The following is a 17386-nucleotide window of genomic DNA, read 5'->3' on the forward strand; positions in this document are numbered from 1 at the left end:
GGCATTTCTTAAAGAAACAAATTCTTAAACAGACATTTCTTAAACAGACAATAAAAAATAGATTAAAACATGAATTATAGAGATTTCTTACAAAAAGTTATCTATGCCATCATCAATCCACTTATCAAGGGGATGATAGCAGTAGGTATTACTCCTAACATTGTCACCTTCGTAGGATTCCTGGGCAATATTGTGGCAGCCGGTTTCTTCCTTGATGCTGCATGGATGCTCGGAACAGAGCAGGCTGATTATGCATCTTGCATGGTTACTGTAGGATGGGGTGGATTCATCATCCTCGCAGCCGGTCTCTTCGATATGATGGATGGCCGATTGGCACGTATGAGCGGCAAGAGCAGTCTCTTCGGTGCACTCTGGGATTCTACACTCGACCGCTACAGCGAACTGGTAAGTCTCTTTGGCATCTGCCTCATCTTCGTACGTATGCAGGGCGATATGATCTGGTTCTGGATGGGCGTAGTCACCTTTGCAGCGATGATCGGTTCTGTGATGGTAAGTTATGTCCGTGCCCGTGCTGAGGGTTTGGATATTGAGTGCAAGGTAGGTTTCATGCAGCGTCCTGAGCGCGTTGTGGTTACCGCTGTTACTGCGATGATTACCGGCTTTACAGGCAATATCTGGTGGCTGGCTGGCGGCATGATTCTGATTGCCGTTCTGGCAAACATCACCGCTTTCTGGCGCATCTGGCATTGTTATGTTGTGATGAACACTCATAAATAATAAACTGAACTTTCGCATATCAGGAAGTTAAAGGAGTTAAGGAAGTTAAGGAGTTAAGACGTATGTCTTTCAGCTTAAAAAATACGCCCAAAAGACTATTGTCTTAACTCCTCAGCGACCGTAGGGAGCGATAACTTCTTTAACTTCTTTAACTCCTGAACTTGCAAAACTTGAATAAAAAAAGTAGAAAAAAGTGTTTAGTATCTATCTGATTATCCTCCTGGCGGTACTCGTAGCCTGGAAGAAGACACGCCGTTTTGCCTTCTATTTTCTGCCTTGGTTCCTCTTTGGAATCATCTACGATTCGATGCGCCTTTATCCTAACTATATGGTGAACGATATTGATGTGGCGAATCTCTATCATGCAGAAAAGTCGCTCTTTGGTATTGCTGCTTCATCCAGCGCAGAACTGCAGGCTGTAGCCGACCATAGCCAGCTGATGATTCCGGGCGAATACTTCAAGGTTCACCATTGCGGTTTTGCCGATTTCTGGGCAGGCATCTTCTATCTCTGCTGGGTTCCGGTGCCTATCGCCTTTGCCCTTTATCTGTATCTTACGAAACAGCTTAAATGGTTCAGACGTTTCTCCTGGGCTTTCCTGCTGGTGAATGTCATCGGCTTCATCGGCTATTACATCTATCCGGCTGCTCCGCCCTGGTATGCGATGAACTATGGCTTCGAGGCTGTGCTCAATACACCGGGTAATGTGGCTGGTCTGGGCAGATGGGACGCAATGACCGGACTGCATGTGTTCCACGGACTCTATGGCAAGAATGCCAATGTCTTTGCTGCCGTGCCTAGCCTGCATGCTGCCTATATGTTCCTCACCACGATTTATGCTGTGATGAGCCGTAAACGCTGGTATACGGTGGTGCTCTTCGCCTGCATCTGTCTGGGCATCTGGTGGACGGCAGTCTATTCCGGTCATCATTATATCATCGATGTCATGTTGGGTATTCTTACTACGATAGTAGGCGTACTGCTAATGGAATCCAAGAGAATATGGGCAAGATTAAAGAAGAACTCGTAACCTTCGGCAAGGCGGAACTGACCGCCTCCTGCGCCTCTGTGGTAGACTTCGGACTGGCATTCTTCCTCTCAGATATCATCGGTATTTATTACGGACTTGCCAATGCGCTGGGAGTGATAAGTGGCGGCATTACCAACTGCATACTGAATTACCGTTATGTGTTTGGCGATTCCAAGAGCAAGAAAAAGAGTGTAGCCTGGCGCTATTTTATCATCTGGGGTATCAGCTGGATGCTCAATTCGGGCGGCACTATCGCCCTGACCGAATTTCTGAATGCGCACGAACATATTCAGCTGCATTATATGATTCCGAAGAGTATTGTATCTCTGCTGGTAGCGATATTCGTTAACTATCCCGGACAGAAGAAATTTGTTTTTAAGCAGTAATAACCATATCAGATGGGGGCAGTATTCAGTATGTGCCCTCATCTTTTTTGTATCCTGTTTTTTGTATTCTGGCAGGTAATCTGTTGGCATTGGGACATAAAAAAGAGTTTGGATTGTCTCCCGACATTCCAAACCCACGCTTGTTTCTAACTAACTTATTATCAACTATTCATTACTTTTCAGTTTGCAAAAATACGAGTTTTTTTCTTATAAAATAAATTTTTTCAAAAAAATAATAACGTAAACGTTTGCGTTTTCGAAAGAAATTGTTATCTTTGCAAAGAATTCACTAACTTTGCTGTCGGAAAGACAAAATATGCAGAATTTGTGGATACAAAAATGTATGTCTATAAAGCGTAAACTAACAAATGAAACAACGAAGAACATCTTTAAAAGACCTCGCCGATCAACTTGGCGTCAGCATAGCAACTGTATCTAGAGCCCTGCGAAACAGCCATGAAGTGGGTGAGGAGATGACTCAAAAGGTGAAAAGCCTTGCCAAGGAGCTCAATTATCGACCAAACCCCTTTGCACAGAGCCTCAGAAAAGAAGCACCTAGGGTGATTGGTGTAATTGTGCCAAACCTGGTGACTCATTATTATGCTGCCGTGCTGGATGGTATAGAAGATTATGCCGTAAGAAATGGCTACTCGGTAATCAGCGCCAATAGCCACGAGAATACAGAACACGAGAAGAGAGCGGTAGAAAACTTCCTGAACATGCATGTAGAAGGCATCATCGCCTGCCTGGCACAGGATACGGTCGACTATTCTCATTTCGAGCAGTTGCATAAGATGGGAGTTCCACTGGTGTTCTTTGCCCGTTGTTGCTTAGAAGATAAGTTCTCCCAGGTAGTAGGCAATGGTGATGTTGCCGCCCAGGAGGCTACCCAGCATATGATAGATACCGGTTCGCGCCGCATCGCCTTTATCGGCGGTCCAAACCATCTTGATATGGTGCGCCGCAGAAAACATGGTTATCTGGAGGCTCTGAGAGAGAACCGCATCCCTATCGACCGTGACCTCGTAGTCTGCGACAGAATCGATTTCGATGTAGCCCGAAACGCTACCCTCCGTCTCCTCGAAAAGGAGGACAGACCTGATGCCATTCTCGCCTTTAACGACATAATCACCTATGCCGCCTTCGATGCTATCAAGGAAAAAGGGCTCCGCATACCAGAGGATGTTGCTATCATCGGTTTTACCGATGGTGATACTGCTGCCTTCGTTACGCCGAAACTCTCGGCTATCATGGACAAGGCACACGAACAGGGAACCACAGCCTGCGATCTTCTCATGAGAAGTATCAATGGTGATGAAAAAATCTACAAGAAAGTGGTACCGATGATACTGAAAATACGCGAAAGTTCTGAAAAAAACGACGTGAAATAAAACCTATTATAGATATAAATATCTATTCAGATAAATATATAATAAACCTACGATTATGATGATAAAAAAACAAAACTACTTGAAACATGCCATCGTGCTGTTTCTGCTCTTGCTGCTCATGCAGCCGGAGAGGGCATGGGCTGCCTATGAAAACGTAGAATTCAGCAGCCTCACCAATCATGATGGACTTACTAACAGTCAGGTGGGTGCCATTCTCAAGGACACCAGAGGCTACATCTGGTTCGGTACCCAGTCGGGACTGTGCCGCTTTGACGGCTTCCGTATGAAAACTTTCTATTATAGCAACACTGATGATAAGTCGCTGCCTAACAATTCGGTAGATGAACTTCAGCAAGACTATGATGGAAATATCTGGGTGCATACCTCTGTGGGTTACAGCATCTACAAATATGATGAAGAGCAGTTTGAGCGCAAACCGGAAGAATGGCTCAAAAACATCCATGTGCAGGGACCTCCTTACAAACTCCTGATAGATAAGGATAAGAACATGTGGATAGCTGTCTACGGACAGGGACTCTTCTTTCATAATGCCAAGACCAAAAATACTTATCTTTTTAAATTTACCAAAAAGGCTCAGCCGGGCTGTCTGAAAGAGGGAAATATCAGTAAAATAACCGAGGTTGACGGCGATGCGCTCATTACCTATGGTGATGGTACAATCTGCCGTGTCAACGGACAGAAACAGAAGGTTCTCTGGTACAATTCCTTCCTTGCCACCCATAAAGCTGCCGGTGATAATGGTGCCTATACTTTCTATGATGGTATAGGTGGTTTCTGGGTTTCAGTAAGTAGTGCCAATTACGTGTATCAGTCAAAGACCGGGAAATGGACCGATGCCCGTTCTTATCTTGAGAACATGGGCATTCATATTCCTTGCCCAACCCGTATTCTGATGCGTGATATTGCCCGCGATAAGGCAGGCAATCTCTGGGTGGCTTCCGACCATAACGGTCTCTTCTTTGTTGATTTCAAACGCAAAATCTGCCGTCAGTATGTTCATTCCGAAGCAAAGGGAAGTATCATTGACAATTCCCTGCAGAAGGTTTATGTGGATGATGAGGGAGCTATCTGGGTAGGTAGTTACAAGAACGGCGTGGCTTATTATTCGCCTGCTGCTCAGAAATTCACAACTATTCCGCTTGGTGATGTGTGCACAATCACACAGGATCTGAATGGAAATCTCTGGTGCGGAACCAATGATAGCGGTATTGTATGCTACAGTCCGCTTACCGGACAGAGTCGGCGATTCTCACAGGCTGAAACTGGTTTGGCTTCGGATATTATCGTCAGCAGCGTAACCATGAGTGATGGTACGATGTATTTCGGTACCTTCAATGGTGGACTTGCCCAATATAAAAACGGCAGATGGAAGAGTTTTCAGGCAGCTCCTGGCGGACTTGCCAATAATAGCGTCTGGTGTCTTGCCGAAGATCCGTATCATCGCCTGATTATCGGAACCTTGGGCTCAGGCTTCCAGATTTATAATCCTGAAAGTGGTAAGTTTACAACCTACAATGTTCAGAATTCAGGTATTACCAGCGATTTTATCAACTCGCTCTTCCTGCCGAATAAAGATGAAATTCTGATAGGTCATTCGCAGAACTATTCTATCTTTAATTTCGGAACCCGAAAGGTAACCAATGTGAATACAACCAAGGACGGACAGCCTTTCCCTAGTCCTTCCCTGAATTACATGATGAAGGATAGCCGAGGCATCTTGTGGATAGCTTCGCCTGCGGGCGTCACCATGTATGATGAGGCTTCAGGACAGTTGGAGTCAATCAATGACCTCAATGGTACGCAGGGCACGGTAGGCTGTATGGTGCTCGAAGATAAGCAGCATAACATCTGGCTGGTTTCTGAATTTATCGTTACCCGTGTTACGCTGACCAAGAACAACCAGGGCAAATGGGACATTACGATGATCAGCTTCAATTCGCTCGATGGCTTGCAGAGCCGCCAGTTTAACCAGCGTTCTGCCTGTCTGATGAGAAATGGAGCCATCGCCATCGGTGGACAGGATGGTATTAATATCATCAATCCTGCCAAGATCCTTCCTGCCCAGAAACATGCACATGTCTTGTTCAGCGGTTTCGTACTTTTCGATCATCCGCTGAAGGCAGGTGAGGAGTTTGAGGGAAGAGTGCCTCTGGAAAAATCGCTCGATACTCATCCTGAACTGGATCTCAGTTATAAGGACAAGGCGTTTACCATACAGTTTGCTTCTGACCAGGTAAGTATTCCTGCCCGTTGCCGTTTCCTCTATCGCATGAAGGGACTTGATGACAAATGGATGCTGACACCTGAGGGACGTCCGGAGGCTACCTTTACCAATCTCTCTTCAGGCAGCTATGTTCTGGAGGCAAAGGTGGTGAATGCTGATGGTAGTGTGAGCGAAGAGGTGAGCACGCTGAAGATTTATATTCATCCGCCTTTCTATCTCTCTATCTGGGCGTTCATCGTATATATTATATTAATAGGTGTAGCTTTCTATCTCTACCGTAAACGTATGCTCGAAAAGCAACGTGTAAAATTCGAACTCCAGAGCAAGGAAGACAGTATCAAGAAGACTAAGGAGTTGAATGAACTCAAACTCAACTTCTTTACCAATGTGAGCCACGAACTCCGTACTCCGCTCACCCTGATTATCTCGCCGCTGGTCAATATGATTAGAGAAGAAAGAGATGAAAGTAAACGCAGAAAGCTGGAGATGATTCATCGCAATGCTACCCGTTTGCTCAATCTGGTAAACCAGATTCTCGACTTCCGCAAGATAGACCAGAATAAGGAAAAACTTACCCTGTCGCATATCGACATCGTGAGCTTCGTTGACAATATCTGTACTTCGTTCCGTACTTTGGCAAACAGCAAAGTAACGCTTGCCTTCTATTCTACGGTGCCTAGTCTGCAGATGTCGTTTGATGCTGATAAGGTAGGAAAAATCGTGAACAACCTCTTGAGCAATGCCTATAAGTTTACGCCAGATGGAGGATTTATCACCGTTTCTCTGAGTGTTGCACTCCACCAGCGTGTAGGAGACAAGGATTCGGATATGCTCCGCATCTCAGTATCTGATACTGGCAAGGGCATCAGCGATAAGGAGAAGGAACATGTGTTTGAGCGTTTCTATCAGGTCAATGGCACTGAAATGCAACCACAGGGTGGTAGCGGAATAGGTTTGAACCTGGTAAAGAAGTTTGCCGAACTGCATGGCGGTAAAGTAGATGTTACAGATAATCCAAGCGGAGGAACCATCTTTATGGTAGACCTTCCGATAGAGAGCAGTACCACCTCTAATTCAACGGCACATCTCGGTTCCTTGCGAGCAGCACCTATCATAACCACGGTGCATCAGGCTACTGATGAGGATCCGGATGCAGGTAAGAACGTTCTCTACGGAATGAGTAAACATGCGCATCAGCCAGGAGAATCGATGATCAAGAAGCCGGTAGTGCTCCTCGTTGACGACAGTGAGGACTTCCGTGAGTTTATGAACGAAGTATTGACAGACTATACGGTTGTTGAGGCTGTCAATGGTCAGGATGCCTGGAACAAGATCATCGACCGTCGTCCAGACCTCATCCTGAGCGATGTGATGATGCCTGTGATGGATGGTAACGAACTCTGCCGGATGTGTAAGGACAATGACGAAACAACAGCCATACCTTTCATCATGCTCTCGGCCCGTATGGGAGATGAGCAGCGCAAGGAAAGTCTGAAGTGTGGTGCTGACGAGTATATTGCCAAACCATTCGATATTGATATGTTGAATCTCTGTATTCTGAACCTCTTGAAGAAACGCAAGAATGTGAGCACAGAATATGTAATAACAGAGGCCGACCGCAAATTTATAGATGAGGTGAATGCTTATATCCGCGATCATATGAGCAATCCTGAAACATCGGTAGAATCGCTCAGTACTCATCTTTGCATTTCACGCGTACAATTATATAAACGCATGATTTCGCTGACGGGTATTACACCTTCTGAGTATCTCAGAACCAAGCGTATCAAATTTGCAGAGCATCTGCTGCGCTCGGGCGACTTGAACATCAGTGAAATAGCCTATAAGGTGGGATTCAATAATCCACGTTATTTCACTAAATACTTCCAAGACACGTATGGCGTTACGCCGTCTCAATATCGTAAGAATCTGTCAGAATCAGAGTAGTTTACGCTTCTAGTTAACATTTTATACACATACAGATAACATTTGCGCACAAAGATACGGGAAATTTCTCGTATCTTTGCCGCAAATTTTTAAACTTTCCTTTAAACGTATAAAATGAGACTAACTAAAACATTATTGATTTCAGCAGTGCTGCTGATGAGTGCCACAGGTATGCAGGCAGCAGGTTTCAACCAGAATGGTAATTATCTCACTGTTCAGTTGAAGCAACACCAGAATTTTGGTCCTAGTCAGATTCGCCTCCAGGTGGTGAGCGATAAGATTATCCGTGTTCAGGCTACAGCCGAACAGAGTTTCCGTAACAAACAGAGTCTGATAATAGTGCCTCAAAACAGCAAGGCAAATTATAAGGTGGAAGAGCAGGGAGACAATCTCATCATTACCACAGCAGCCATGCGTGCTGTCATGAACGAGGCTACGGGTCAGATTACCTTCTATGACCTGAAAGACAATGTCCTTCTCAATGAGGTTGCTCAGGGCGGAAAGACATTCAAGCCGTTCACTGTGCCTGACCGTGAAATCGGTGTAGACATTGCCAAGGTTCCTGAAGCACAGAAGCATGGATGGTCATGGCGTGCGCTCTTCAACTCTCCTGATAACGAGGCGTTCTATGGTCTCGGACAGCATCAGAGTGAGGAACTCAACATGAAGGGCAAGAACGAAGACCTCTTCCAGTATAATACCAAGGTGAGTGTGCCTTTCGTCATCTCTAATAAAAACTACGGCATCCTCTGGGATTCTTATTCTTATTGCCGTTGGGGTAATCCGGAAGATTATCTCCAGCTCAACCGTGCCTTCAAACTCTATGATAAGGATGGTAAGGAAGGTCAGCTGACAGGTACTTATGTGGATAAGAATGGTCAAAAGATTGTTCGAGGCGAAGATAGCATTTACTTTGAGTATGCAATGCCTGAGACTTCTGAGATTTGCAACAAGACAGATAAGGGCGGTATTCAGAACCTGCCAAAGGGTTTTGCACTGAATGGCTCCAAGGTGGTGTATGAGGGTTATGTGGAAGCTCCAAGTAACAGCTTCTATCAGTTTATCCTCTATTATGCCGGCTATATGAAGATTTATATCAATGGCAAACTGGTTGTGCCTGAGCGCTGGCGTACAGCATGGAATCCGAACTCTTATAAGTTTGAAACTCCTATCAAGAAGGGCGTAAAGACTCCAATCCGTATCGAGTGGCAGCCTGATGGTGATGTTTCCTATTGCGGACTTCGCGTAGCAGCTCCTCGTTCTGAGGCTGAGAAGAACCAGTTGAGCATCTGGAGTGAGATGTCGCCGGATATGGACTATTATTTCATCGCCGGTCAGAATCTCGATGAGGTGATTTCCGGTTACCGTACGCTTACCGGCAAGGCTTCGCTTTATCCTAAATGGACCCTCGGTTTCTGGCAGAGCCGTGAGCGCTATCAGAGCAGCAAGGACATCAAGGACAACATGAAGAAGTTCCGCGACCTGCATATTCCTGTAGACAATATCGTTCAGGACTGGAACTACTGGAAACTGGATTCATGGGGAAGTCATGAGTTTGAGGCGGCACGCTATCCGAACCCACAGGCTATGCTCGACAGCGTACATGCGATGAATGGCCGCTTCATGATTTCCGTATGGCCTAAGTTCTATGATACAGTCAAGAATTATAAGGAACTCGACAGCAAGGGTTGGATGTATCATCAGGCTATCAAGGATGATATTCACGACTGGCTCGGCTTCCGCGGTTCTTTCTATGATGCCTATTCTGATGGTGCCCGCAAGATGTTCTGGCGCCAGATGGACGAGAATCTTTATACCAAGTATAAGTTCGGAATCGATGCATGGTGGATGGATGCATCAGAACCAAACGTTCGTGACTGTACCCCGATGTGGTACCGCAAGGCTCTTTCCGGTCCTACTGCCCTCGGTACATCTACCGAATATTTCAATGCTTACAGCATCGTGAATGCTGATGCTATCTATAACGGACAGCGCAGCGTGAACCCTAACCAGCGTGTCTTCCTCCTGACCCGTTCCGGTTTTGCAGGTGAACAGCGCTACAGTACGGCTACCTGGTCTGGCGACATTGCTACCCGTTGGGAAGATATGCGTGCCCAGATGACAGCCGGTTTGAACTATTCTATGGCAGGTCTGCCTTTTTGGGGAATGGACCAGGGCGGTTTCTGTGTAGAGAACCGTTATGTGGCAGCCCAGCAGGAGTTCGATAAGACCGGTAAGGAAAATGCTGACTTGAAGGAATGGCGCGAGTTGCAGGCGCGTTGGAATCAGTTCGGTTGCTTCGTACCTCTTTATCGTACTCATGGCCAGTGGCCTACCCGTGAGGTCTGGAACATTGCTCCGGCAGATCATCCGGCTTACAAGACCATCGTGGCTTACGATAAACTCCGTTACCGTCTGATGCCTTACCTCTACAGTATGGCGGGTATGGTTCACTTCAAGGACTATACGATGATGCGTGGATTGGTAATGGACTTCAACGGCGATGATAATGTTTACGACATCAAGGATCAGTGGATGTTCGGTCCTGCTCTCATGGCTTGTCCTGTAGGCGAGTATCAGAAGTACAGCCGCAATGTTTATCTTCCTAAGCAGAAGGGCTGGTATGATTTCTATACAGGTAAGCACTATGCCGGTGGACAGACAATCGTAGCCGATGCGCCTTTCGATAAGATTCCAGTCTTTGTTCCAGAGGGTTCTATTCTTCCTGTGGGTCCAGAGATGGAGTGGAGCAATCAGAAGAAGGCTGAGCTCATCGACCTCTATGTCTATGCAGGCAAGGACGGTTCTTATACACTCTATGAGGATGAGGGAACCAACTACAACTACGAGAAGGGTAAGTATGCTATGATCGACTTCAAGTATAATGATGCTCAGAAGACCATTACTATTGCTGCCCGTAAGGGTTCTTTCGATGGTATGCTACAGAAGCGTCGCTTCAATATCGTACTTGTTAGTGATAACAACCAGCAGGGTATCAGCCTCGCCAAGGCGCCTAAGGGCAAGATGGTGAAGTATGCTGGTAAGGCAGTTACTGTAAAACTGAAGTAATATGAAGAAGATATTTGCTTTAGCAATCTTTCTATTGGGCGCTCAGTCGTTGAGCGCCCGTGATCGCCAGTCTTTTGATAAAGGCTGGCTTTTCACTTTAGCAGATAGTGCCGGAATGTCAAAGTCTGATTATTCAGACCGGCATTGGCGAAGTTTGAATCTTCCTCACGATTGGGCGATAGAGGGCGATTTCTCTCCTTCGAATCCTTCGGGAGCCGGTGGTGGTGCACTGCCGGGCGGCATCGGATGGTACCGTAAGCACTTCTCGGTGAATCCGAAGGAAAAGTATGACCGGTTTACCATCACCTTTGATGGAGTATATATGAATTCTACCGTGTATATCAATGGTCATAAACTCGGAACCCGCCCTTATGGATACAGTACATTCGAGTATGATCTTACACCTTATATTAATAAGAAGGGTGATAATGTCATTGCGGTGAAGGTAGACAACAGCGACCAGCCTAACAGCCGCTGGTATTCCGGTTGCGGTATTTACCGCCATGTCTGGCTCACCAAAACCATGAAATCTGCTTATATTCCCCAATGGGGACAGTATGTAGCAACTTCTCCACAGGGTGATGTCAGGGTGAAGGTGGATTTCGCTGCTTCCGGTAATAAGATGAAACTCTCTGTCCGTAATACAATCTATGATGCTGCCGGAAAGATCGTAGCCAAGAGTCAGGGTGTTCGGGAACAGAAATTCAAGGTGAAGAATCCGCATCTCTGGGACATCGGAAAGGGATATCTCTATACAGTTAAGAGCGAGCTGTTAGTAAATGGGAAGGTAGTGGATGTTGCTACGTCAACTGCCGGTTTCCGCGATGTGAAGTTTGATGCAAAGAAGGGTTTCTTCCTCAATGGCAAGAATCTCAAGATAAATGGTGTCTGTGAGCATCATGATTTCGGTTGCCTGGGTGCTGCTGTCAATGAAGATGCGATGCACCGTAAACTTACCATCCTTCGCGATATGGGCGTGAACGCTATCCGAAGCAGTCATAATCCTCCGGCACCAGAACTCCTGAACATGTGCGATTCGATGGGTTTCCTCGTGATGGACGAGAGTTTCGACATGTGGCGCCGCAAGAAATCGAATGGCGATTATGCCCGTTTCTTCGATGAATGGCATAAGAAAGACCTGTCTGATCTCATCAAGCGTGACCGTAATCATCCAAGTATCATTATGTGGAGTATCGGTAATGAAGTTCTCGAACAATGGTCGGATGTGGCTGCTGATACGCTCAGTCTGGAGCAGGCTAACCTGATTCTGAATGCCGGTCATGATGCTTCTAGCTTGTCACATAGCAATGAACTGAGTGTCAATTCGCTTCTTACCCAGCATCTGGCAAAAATCGTGAAGGAGTATGATCCTTGGGGCACACGCCCTGTTACTGCTGGCTGCAATGAGCCCGACCCGAAGAATCACCTCTTTAAGAGTGGGGCTATTGATGTTATAGGTTTCAATTATCACCATCAGTGGGTGAAGGATGTGCCGAAGAATTTCCCTGGCAAGCCTTTTATTCTGTCGGAGAGTGTTTCTGCCTTGCAGACTCGTGGCTACTATATGATGCCTAGCGACAGCATTTATACTGCGCCAAAGGAATGGTGGTTGCCTTATACCGATCCATTGTTTATGTGTTCGGCTTATGATAATTTCCACGCATCATGGAGTAGTACCCATGAAGAAACCTGGGATGTGGTGAAGCACAACGACTTTGTGGGCGGACAGTTTATCTGGACCGGTTTCGATTATATCGGTGAACCTACTCCTTATGCTTATCCTGCCCGTAGCAGTTATTTTGGCATTATCGATTTGGCGGGTCTTCCAAAAGACAGCTATTATATGTATCAGAGTGAGTGGACTCAGAAAGATGTGCTTCATCTCTTCCCTCATTGGAACTGGCTGCCGGGACAGACCATCGACATGTGGTGTTATTATAATCATGCCGATGAGGTAGAACTCTTTATCAATGGCAAGAGTCAGGGCATCCGTAAGAAGACAGTCTACGGTGCAAAGAACGAAGGCGATGCTTTCAGAAAGAGTACTGAATATCACGTGATGTGGCGGGTAAACTTTGAACCGGGAGAAGTGAAGGTTGTAGCCAGAAAGAATGGTAAAGTTCTTAGAGAGCAGGTCATAAAAACAGCAGGAGCTCCTCATCATCTTGTGTTGAAGAAGACTTATCAGGGCTGTCAGGCTTTTGGCTCTTCTGATCCGACCACCTTTGTAGAGGTGAATGTGGTAGATAAAGACGGCAATCTCTGTCCGAACGCAGATAACCAGATTTTCTTCTCTGTTTCAGGAGAACAGGATGCAAGTGGTCATGGTTTCCTGAAAACGCCAAAGATTCTGGGAACAGATAATGGATGTCAGACTTCTTTGGAGCGTTTCACCGATTCACATCGCAAGGCATTCTTCGGAAAATGTGTCGTTGTGATAAAAGGAAAGGGAACCCTCAAGGCACAGGCAGTAGACTTAAAGGATGCTTCTGTAGCTTTGTGGTTATAGTAATATTCTGAAAATCAAAACATTAAGGATTTATATTGCGAAGAAGGATACACTCTTTCAGTGTATTCCTTTTTCGCTCTTAAAAACGAAAAAGGTTTTGAAGCATTGGGACCCAAGGGATTTGGGTATCTCTATTATGCTAGTAATAGAAATTTAGCTTCAAAACCTGCGGCAAAGATACATCTTTTTTTCGAATAAAAAAACTTTTTCGAATAAAAAATATAAAAAACTTGCTCTTATCAAAAAATATACGTAACTTTGTAAACGATAAGGCATCAAACCCAATCAGCAATCATGGAAAAAGTAATCTTTGTAGAATTTCCTCACGATGCTGGAGCATGAAAGAAATAACAATAATAAAACAATAAACAAAAAATAGTATAATGAAAATTCAAATAGAACAGGCTACGCCAGACAAGGCTTCGCATATCGCATCGCTTATCATGGAGGCGATGAATGCGCAGTGTTGCCAAAATTTTGCTGGTCCTCAGCATACATTGGTTGATTTTCACCGTATGATGACTAAACTTGTAGAGATGGAGGACAGTCAGTATAGTTATAAGAATACATTGGTTGCTATGTCTACTGATGGCATTCTTGTTGGCATCTTGGTTGCATACGATGGTGCTGACGTCAAAAGATTACGTAAGCGCTTTATTGAGGCTGCAATCGTGGCTTTTGGAATAGACTATTCGGCTATGGAGCTTGAAACAGAGGAAGGTGAGTTCTATTTGGATAGTTTGGCAGTTTCTAACCAATTCCGTGGAAAAGGTATTGCATCTAAACTGTTGGATGCTGCTATCTCTCGCGCAAGAGAATTAGGACTTCCTGCTGTAGGTTTGCTTTGTGATAAAGGAAATCCGAAAGCGGAGCGTCTCTATACGAAGGTTGGTTTCCAATATGTCAATGATACCACTTGGGGTGGTCATGCAATGAAACATCTTCAGTATAAATTGTAATCTGATAGGGCAAACTGTGCAAACGTTTGCCCAATAAAAAGTATAGAAATCAACAGAAAATGTGCTGTTTATTGCGCAAACTGTAGTATCTTTGCACCATAAGTTCATAACGAATAGGTTTTTTGGTTTTTAGAAAAGATATTTTAGTAGTTTTTGTTGATTTAATAATAAAAGCTCGGTCTGCAGTGATGCAATGCCGAGCTTTTGTATTTTTACTCCCATTCAGGGTATTTCCTTTCTGTGTCTTTTATTCTAATTCCTCTATTTCTTTTTCGTCCATGTCTTTATCTAACTGGTCTCTCCACAGATACTTTCTGGTTTCATGCACTATGATACCACTCAGGCAGAGCAAGGAGATAAGGTTTGGTATGGCCATTAAAGCATTCATGCAGTCGGCAATGTTCCAAACCAGTCCCAGACTGATGACACTACCCAGGAAGATAGTAGCAATATAGACTAAGCGGAAACAGAGCATCCACTTTTTGCCTTTCAGATATTCTACACACCGTTCTCCATAATAACTCCATCCCAATGTTGTACTGAATGCAAATGTTGCCAGTCCGATGGTCAATATCGGAGCTCCGATATATGGAATCTTACTGAAGGCAGCCTTGGTGAGTGCTGCTCCGTTATGGTAGTCAATGTCTGGGTATGCTATGATACTTGAGGTGATGACAAGACCTGTAAGGGCACAGATGATGACAGTATCCCAAAAGGTACCGGTAGATGAAACCAATGCCTGACGCACAGGGTTACGGGTTTGGGCTGCTGCAGCAACGATGGGTGCCGAACCCAGACCACTTTCGTTAGAGAACAATCCGCGGGCTATACCATAGCGGGCTGCGATCATCATGGTACTTCCAGCGAAGCCGCCACCTGCAGCCTTTGTTGTGAATGCAGAGTCTAAGATTACGTGGATGGCAGGCAATAAATAAGCATGATTTACACAGAGAATGTAGATGCAGCCTAATACATAAAAGAGTGCCATGAAAGGTACTAGCATGCCACAAACCTTGGAGATACTTTTCACGCCTCCAAGAATTACAGCTGCTCCTAAAGCCGTAACGATGGCTCCAGTAATGTATGGAGAAATGCCGTATTGGTTTTCTACCAGGGTAGAGATGGCATTTGCCTGTACCGTGCTACCGATTCCGAATGATGCCAATGCGGCAAAGAGGGCGAACAGGACTGCAAGCCATTTCCAGCCCAATCCTTTTTCCAGGGCATACATAGGACCACCCAACATCGTGCCTCGCTTGGTCTTTACGCGATATTTTACGGCGAGTAATCCTTCGGCATATTTGGTAGAAATACCAAAGACACCGGTTAACCAGCACCAGAGTACGGCTCCTGGTCCGCCAAGAGCGATAGCTGTAGCCACACCGATGATGTTACCGGTACCAATTGTAGCTGCTAGTGCTGTTGCCAGTGCTCTGAACTGTGAAACATCTCCTGTGGCATTCTTGTCTTTCTTTACAGACAGTTTGATTGCCTTGAAAATCTTGCGTTGTGGAAAGTGCAAGCGGATGGTCAGAAAGATGTGGGTTCCCAACAGCAGGATAATCATAGGCCATCCCCACAGGAATGAACTAAATGCGGTGAAAAAATCGTTTATTGCATCCATCTCTTAAAAATTTTATGTTTATCTTAAATCTATATTTTTTATACCTAATTCAAATTTCGCAAGTTCAGAAGTTAAAGAAGTTAAAGGAGTTATCGCTCCCTACGGTCGCTGAGGAGTTAAGACAATAGTCTTTTTGGCGTAGTTTTTAAGCAGAAAGACATACGTCTTAACTTCCTTAACTCCTTTAACTTCCTGATATGCGAAAGTTCAGTAACCTTGTTATTTCTCAAATTCTATCTTTACGTTTTTGAATCCCATTGCTTTCAGCATCTCTCTAAACTGAGTTTTGGCATTCGCCTGTGCTGTATAGATATTGGTGCGGTTTAAGCAACGTTTCTTCATGGCTTGATAAGCACGCTCATACATAGCCTGTCTGTCGCTGCCTGTCCATTTGCCTTCTTCAAAGAAACTCTTGGTCTTCGCTTCGTCTATGAAGTTATGGTCTAGCAGTTTGATAGGAGGTAAAGTGCATACGATGCTGTCCTGGCTGGCTTGTAGCCATCCTTTTTTTACATCCTTCATATCGATACCCAAGCGCAATGTTCCATAATAGATACGTACCAGTTGGTCGTCGCCCCAAAAGCCACGGCGTATAGTATCTATCAGTTCTTCATCACTTACAGATAGAAATTCCCATTGACCGATATTCTCGATGCTTTCTACCTGAGTGGGTGAGAGGGTTGTTTTATCTTCCTGTACCACGCTGACCTCGTTGTCTTTGGTGAGCCAATAGAAGGCTCCACCCAGAATAAGGATCAGTGCTAATAGTACGATGATTTGTATTCTTTTCATATCATTGTTCTCCTCGCTTAGTGATTCTTTTCGATAGTAGTCTTATCCAGAAGAGTCTTCAGATCGTTGAATGTGAATTTCTTCCTGAAACTGATTTTGATATTCTCTTCAGCGAATCCCATGTCCTGTAGCATCGGAATCAGGGTGTTTGCTGCACTTTGGCGTGCCTGTTCAAGAATATCTAGGTTCGGGATATCGCGAATAATGCTTTCCCTGCCTTGTTGTTCGAATTGTGACAGTTCTGCATCACTGTAGTTTCTTCTGGTGAGTGAAACGAATTGTCTTACACCTTCGTGATTGATTTTACTGCTGGTGAGCATCACTTTTGGGTCTGGTAAGATGATTTCTATCTTGTCACCTTGTCGGTTAACGTTCTTAGCAGAGAATCCTGAAAAGTCTACATAAGCTTTTAATGTCGCATCCATCGGAATGGCCACCTTGCGGTTTGAGCCGGGAACATGAATATTAAAGTCTTTCTTGAACAGTGAGCCCTTCAGATTGAGCTGGTCATCATGTGTTATAATCTTATGAACATGAGCTTCTGCTGTATATAAGCGATTGCATTTCTGTATCTGCATCACCATCACAGGTATTGTGTCGATGACTTGCTCCTTCTTTTCTGTTTGCTGATGCGAACATGAAACGAAGGCAAAAAATACAGAAATGATAAATATTAACCTATTTTTCATACTTAAT

At 44.9% G+C, this 17386-nt stretch carries 11 protein-coding genes; 8 read left to right on the plus strand and 3 right to left on the minus strand.

The features are described from left to right. Positions 1-69 precede the first annotated feature (69 nt). The 8 genes from NQ544_RS01390 to NQ544_RS01425 all read left to right on the plus strand — a co-directional run bounded on the left by NQ544_RS01390 (position 70) and on the right by NQ544_RS01425 (position 14274). Positions 70-738 carry a CDP-alcohol phosphatidyltransferase family protein gene (locus NQ544_RS01390; protein ID WP_006847722.1) on the plus strand — a complete coding sequence of 223 codons (669 nt, stop codon included), beginning with the start codon at positions 70-72 and terminating at the stop codon, positions 736-738. Positions 739-931: 193 nt separating this feature from the next. Then, a complete protein-coding gene (locus NQ544_RS01395; protein ID WP_006847721.1) occupies positions 932-1768 on the plus strand; it encodes a phosphatase PAP2 family protein in 837 nt (278 codons plus the stop codon). Continuing rightward, positions 1741-2154: a GtrA family protein gene (locus NQ544_RS01400; protein WP_006847720.1), complete on the plus strand. Its 414-nt coding sequence runs from the start codon at positions 1741-1743 to the stop codon at positions 2152-2154. The genes NQ544_RS01395 and NQ544_RS01400 overlap by 28 nt, the downstream gene beginning before the upstream one ends. A 368-nt stretch (positions 2155-2522) precedes the next feature. After that, the gene (locus NQ544_RS01405) at positions 2523-3545 is read left to right on the plus strand and encodes a LacI family DNA-binding transcriptional regulator (protein ID WP_006847718.1); all 1023 of its coding nucleotides are present in this window, start codon (positions 2523-2525) and stop codon (positions 3543-3545) included. Positions 3546-3600: 55 nt separating this feature from the next. Further along, positions 3601-7737 carry a hybrid sensor histidine kinase/response regulator transcription factor gene (locus NQ544_RS01410; RefSeq protein ID WP_006847717.1) on the plus strand — a complete coding sequence of 1379 codons (4137 nt, stop codon included), beginning with the start codon at positions 3601-3603 and terminating at the stop codon, positions 7735-7737. Positions 7738-7851: 114 nt separating this feature from the next. Beyond that, on the plus strand, positions 7852-10806 hold the full coding sequence (locus tag NQ544_RS01415) for a TIM-barrel domain-containing protein (RefSeq protein WP_006847716.1): 2955 nt from the start codon (positions 7852-7854) through the stop codon (positions 10804-10806). Position 10807: 1 nt separating this feature from the next. Continuing rightward, positions 10808-13315 (plus strand): glycoside hydrolase family 2 TIM barrel-domain containing protein, encoded by a 2508-nt coding sequence (locus tag NQ544_RS01420; RefSeq protein ID WP_006847715.1) that lies wholly within the window; start codon positions 10808-10810, stop codon positions 13313-13315. Positions 13316-13698: 383 nt separating this feature from the next. Next, on the plus strand, positions 13699-14274 hold the full coding sequence (locus NQ544_RS01425) for a GNAT family N-acetyltransferase (RefSeq protein WP_006847712.1): 576 nt from the start codon (positions 13699-13701) through the stop codon (positions 14272-14274). Positions 14275-14521: 247 nt separating this feature from the next. Here NQ544_RS01425 and NQ544_RS01430 read toward each other — a convergent pair whose 3' ends face one another. The 3 genes from NQ544_RS01430 to NQ544_RS01440 all read right to left on the minus strand — a co-directional run bounded on the left by NQ544_RS01430 (position 14522) and on the right by NQ544_RS01440 (position 17379). Continuing rightward, positions 14522-15898: an alanine/glycine:cation symporter family protein gene (locus NQ544_RS01430; protein ID WP_006847711.1), complete on the minus strand. Its 1377-nt coding sequence runs from the start codon at positions 15896-15898 to the stop codon at positions 14522-14524. A 219-nt stretch (positions 15899-16117) separates the two neighbouring features. After that, positions 16118-16690, minus strand: coding sequence for a DUF4230 domain-containing protein (locus NQ544_RS01435; RefSeq protein ID WP_006847710.1), 573 nt, complete (start codon positions 16688-16690; stop codon positions 16118-16120). A gap of 17 nt (positions 16691-16707) precedes the next feature. Next, the gene (locus NQ544_RS01440; protein ID WP_006847709.1) at positions 16708-17379 is read right to left on the minus strand and encodes a DUF4230 domain-containing protein; all 672 of its coding nucleotides are present in this window, start codon (positions 17377-17379) and stop codon (positions 16708-16710) included. Positions 17380-17386 lie beyond the last annotated feature (7 nt).

This window comes from Segatella copri DSM 18205 (assembly GCF_025151535.1).
In the GTDB taxonomy this organism is placed as follows: Bacteria; Bacteroidota; Bacteroidia; order Bacteroidales; family Bacteroidaceae; genus Prevotella; species Prevotella copri.

Coding starts and splice junctions, on each gene's coding strand:
- NQ544_RS01390 (WP_006847722.1), top strand. CDS start 70: ATGAATTATAGAGATTTCTTACAAAAAGTTATCTATGCCATCATCAAT.
- NQ544_RS01425 (WP_006847712.1), top strand. CDS start 13,699: ATGAAAATTCAAATAGAACAGGCTACGCCAGACAAGGCTTCGCATATC.
- NQ544_RS01400 (WP_006847720.1), top strand. CDS start 1,741: ATGGGCAAGATTAAAGAAGAACTCGTAACCTTCGGCAAGGCGGAACTG.
- NQ544_RS01420 (WP_006847715.1), top strand. CDS start 10,808: ATGAAGAAGATATTTGCTTTAGCAATCTTTCTATTGGGCGCTCAGTCG.
- NQ544_RS01435 (WP_006847710.1), bottom strand. CDS start 16,690: ATGAAAAGAATACAAATCATCGTACTATTAGCACTGATCCTTATTCTG.
- NQ544_RS01430 (WP_006847711.1), bottom strand. CDS start 15,898: ATGGATGCAATAAACGATTTTTTCACCGCATTTAGTTCATTCCTGTGG.
- NQ544_RS01410 (WP_006847717.1), top strand. CDS start 3,601: ATGATGATAAAAAAACAAAACTACTTGAAACATGCCATCGTGCTGTTT.
- NQ544_RS01415 (WP_006847716.1), top strand. CDS start 7,852: ATGAGACTAACTAAAACATTATTGATTTCAGCAGTGCTGCTGATGAGT.
- NQ544_RS01440 (WP_006847709.1), bottom strand. CDS start 17,379: ATGAAAAATAGGTTAATATTTATCATTTCTGTATTTTTTGCCTTCGTT.
- NQ544_RS01405 (WP_006847718.1), top strand. CDS start 2,523: ATGAAACAACGAAGAACATCTTTAAAAGACCTCGCCGATCAACTTGGC.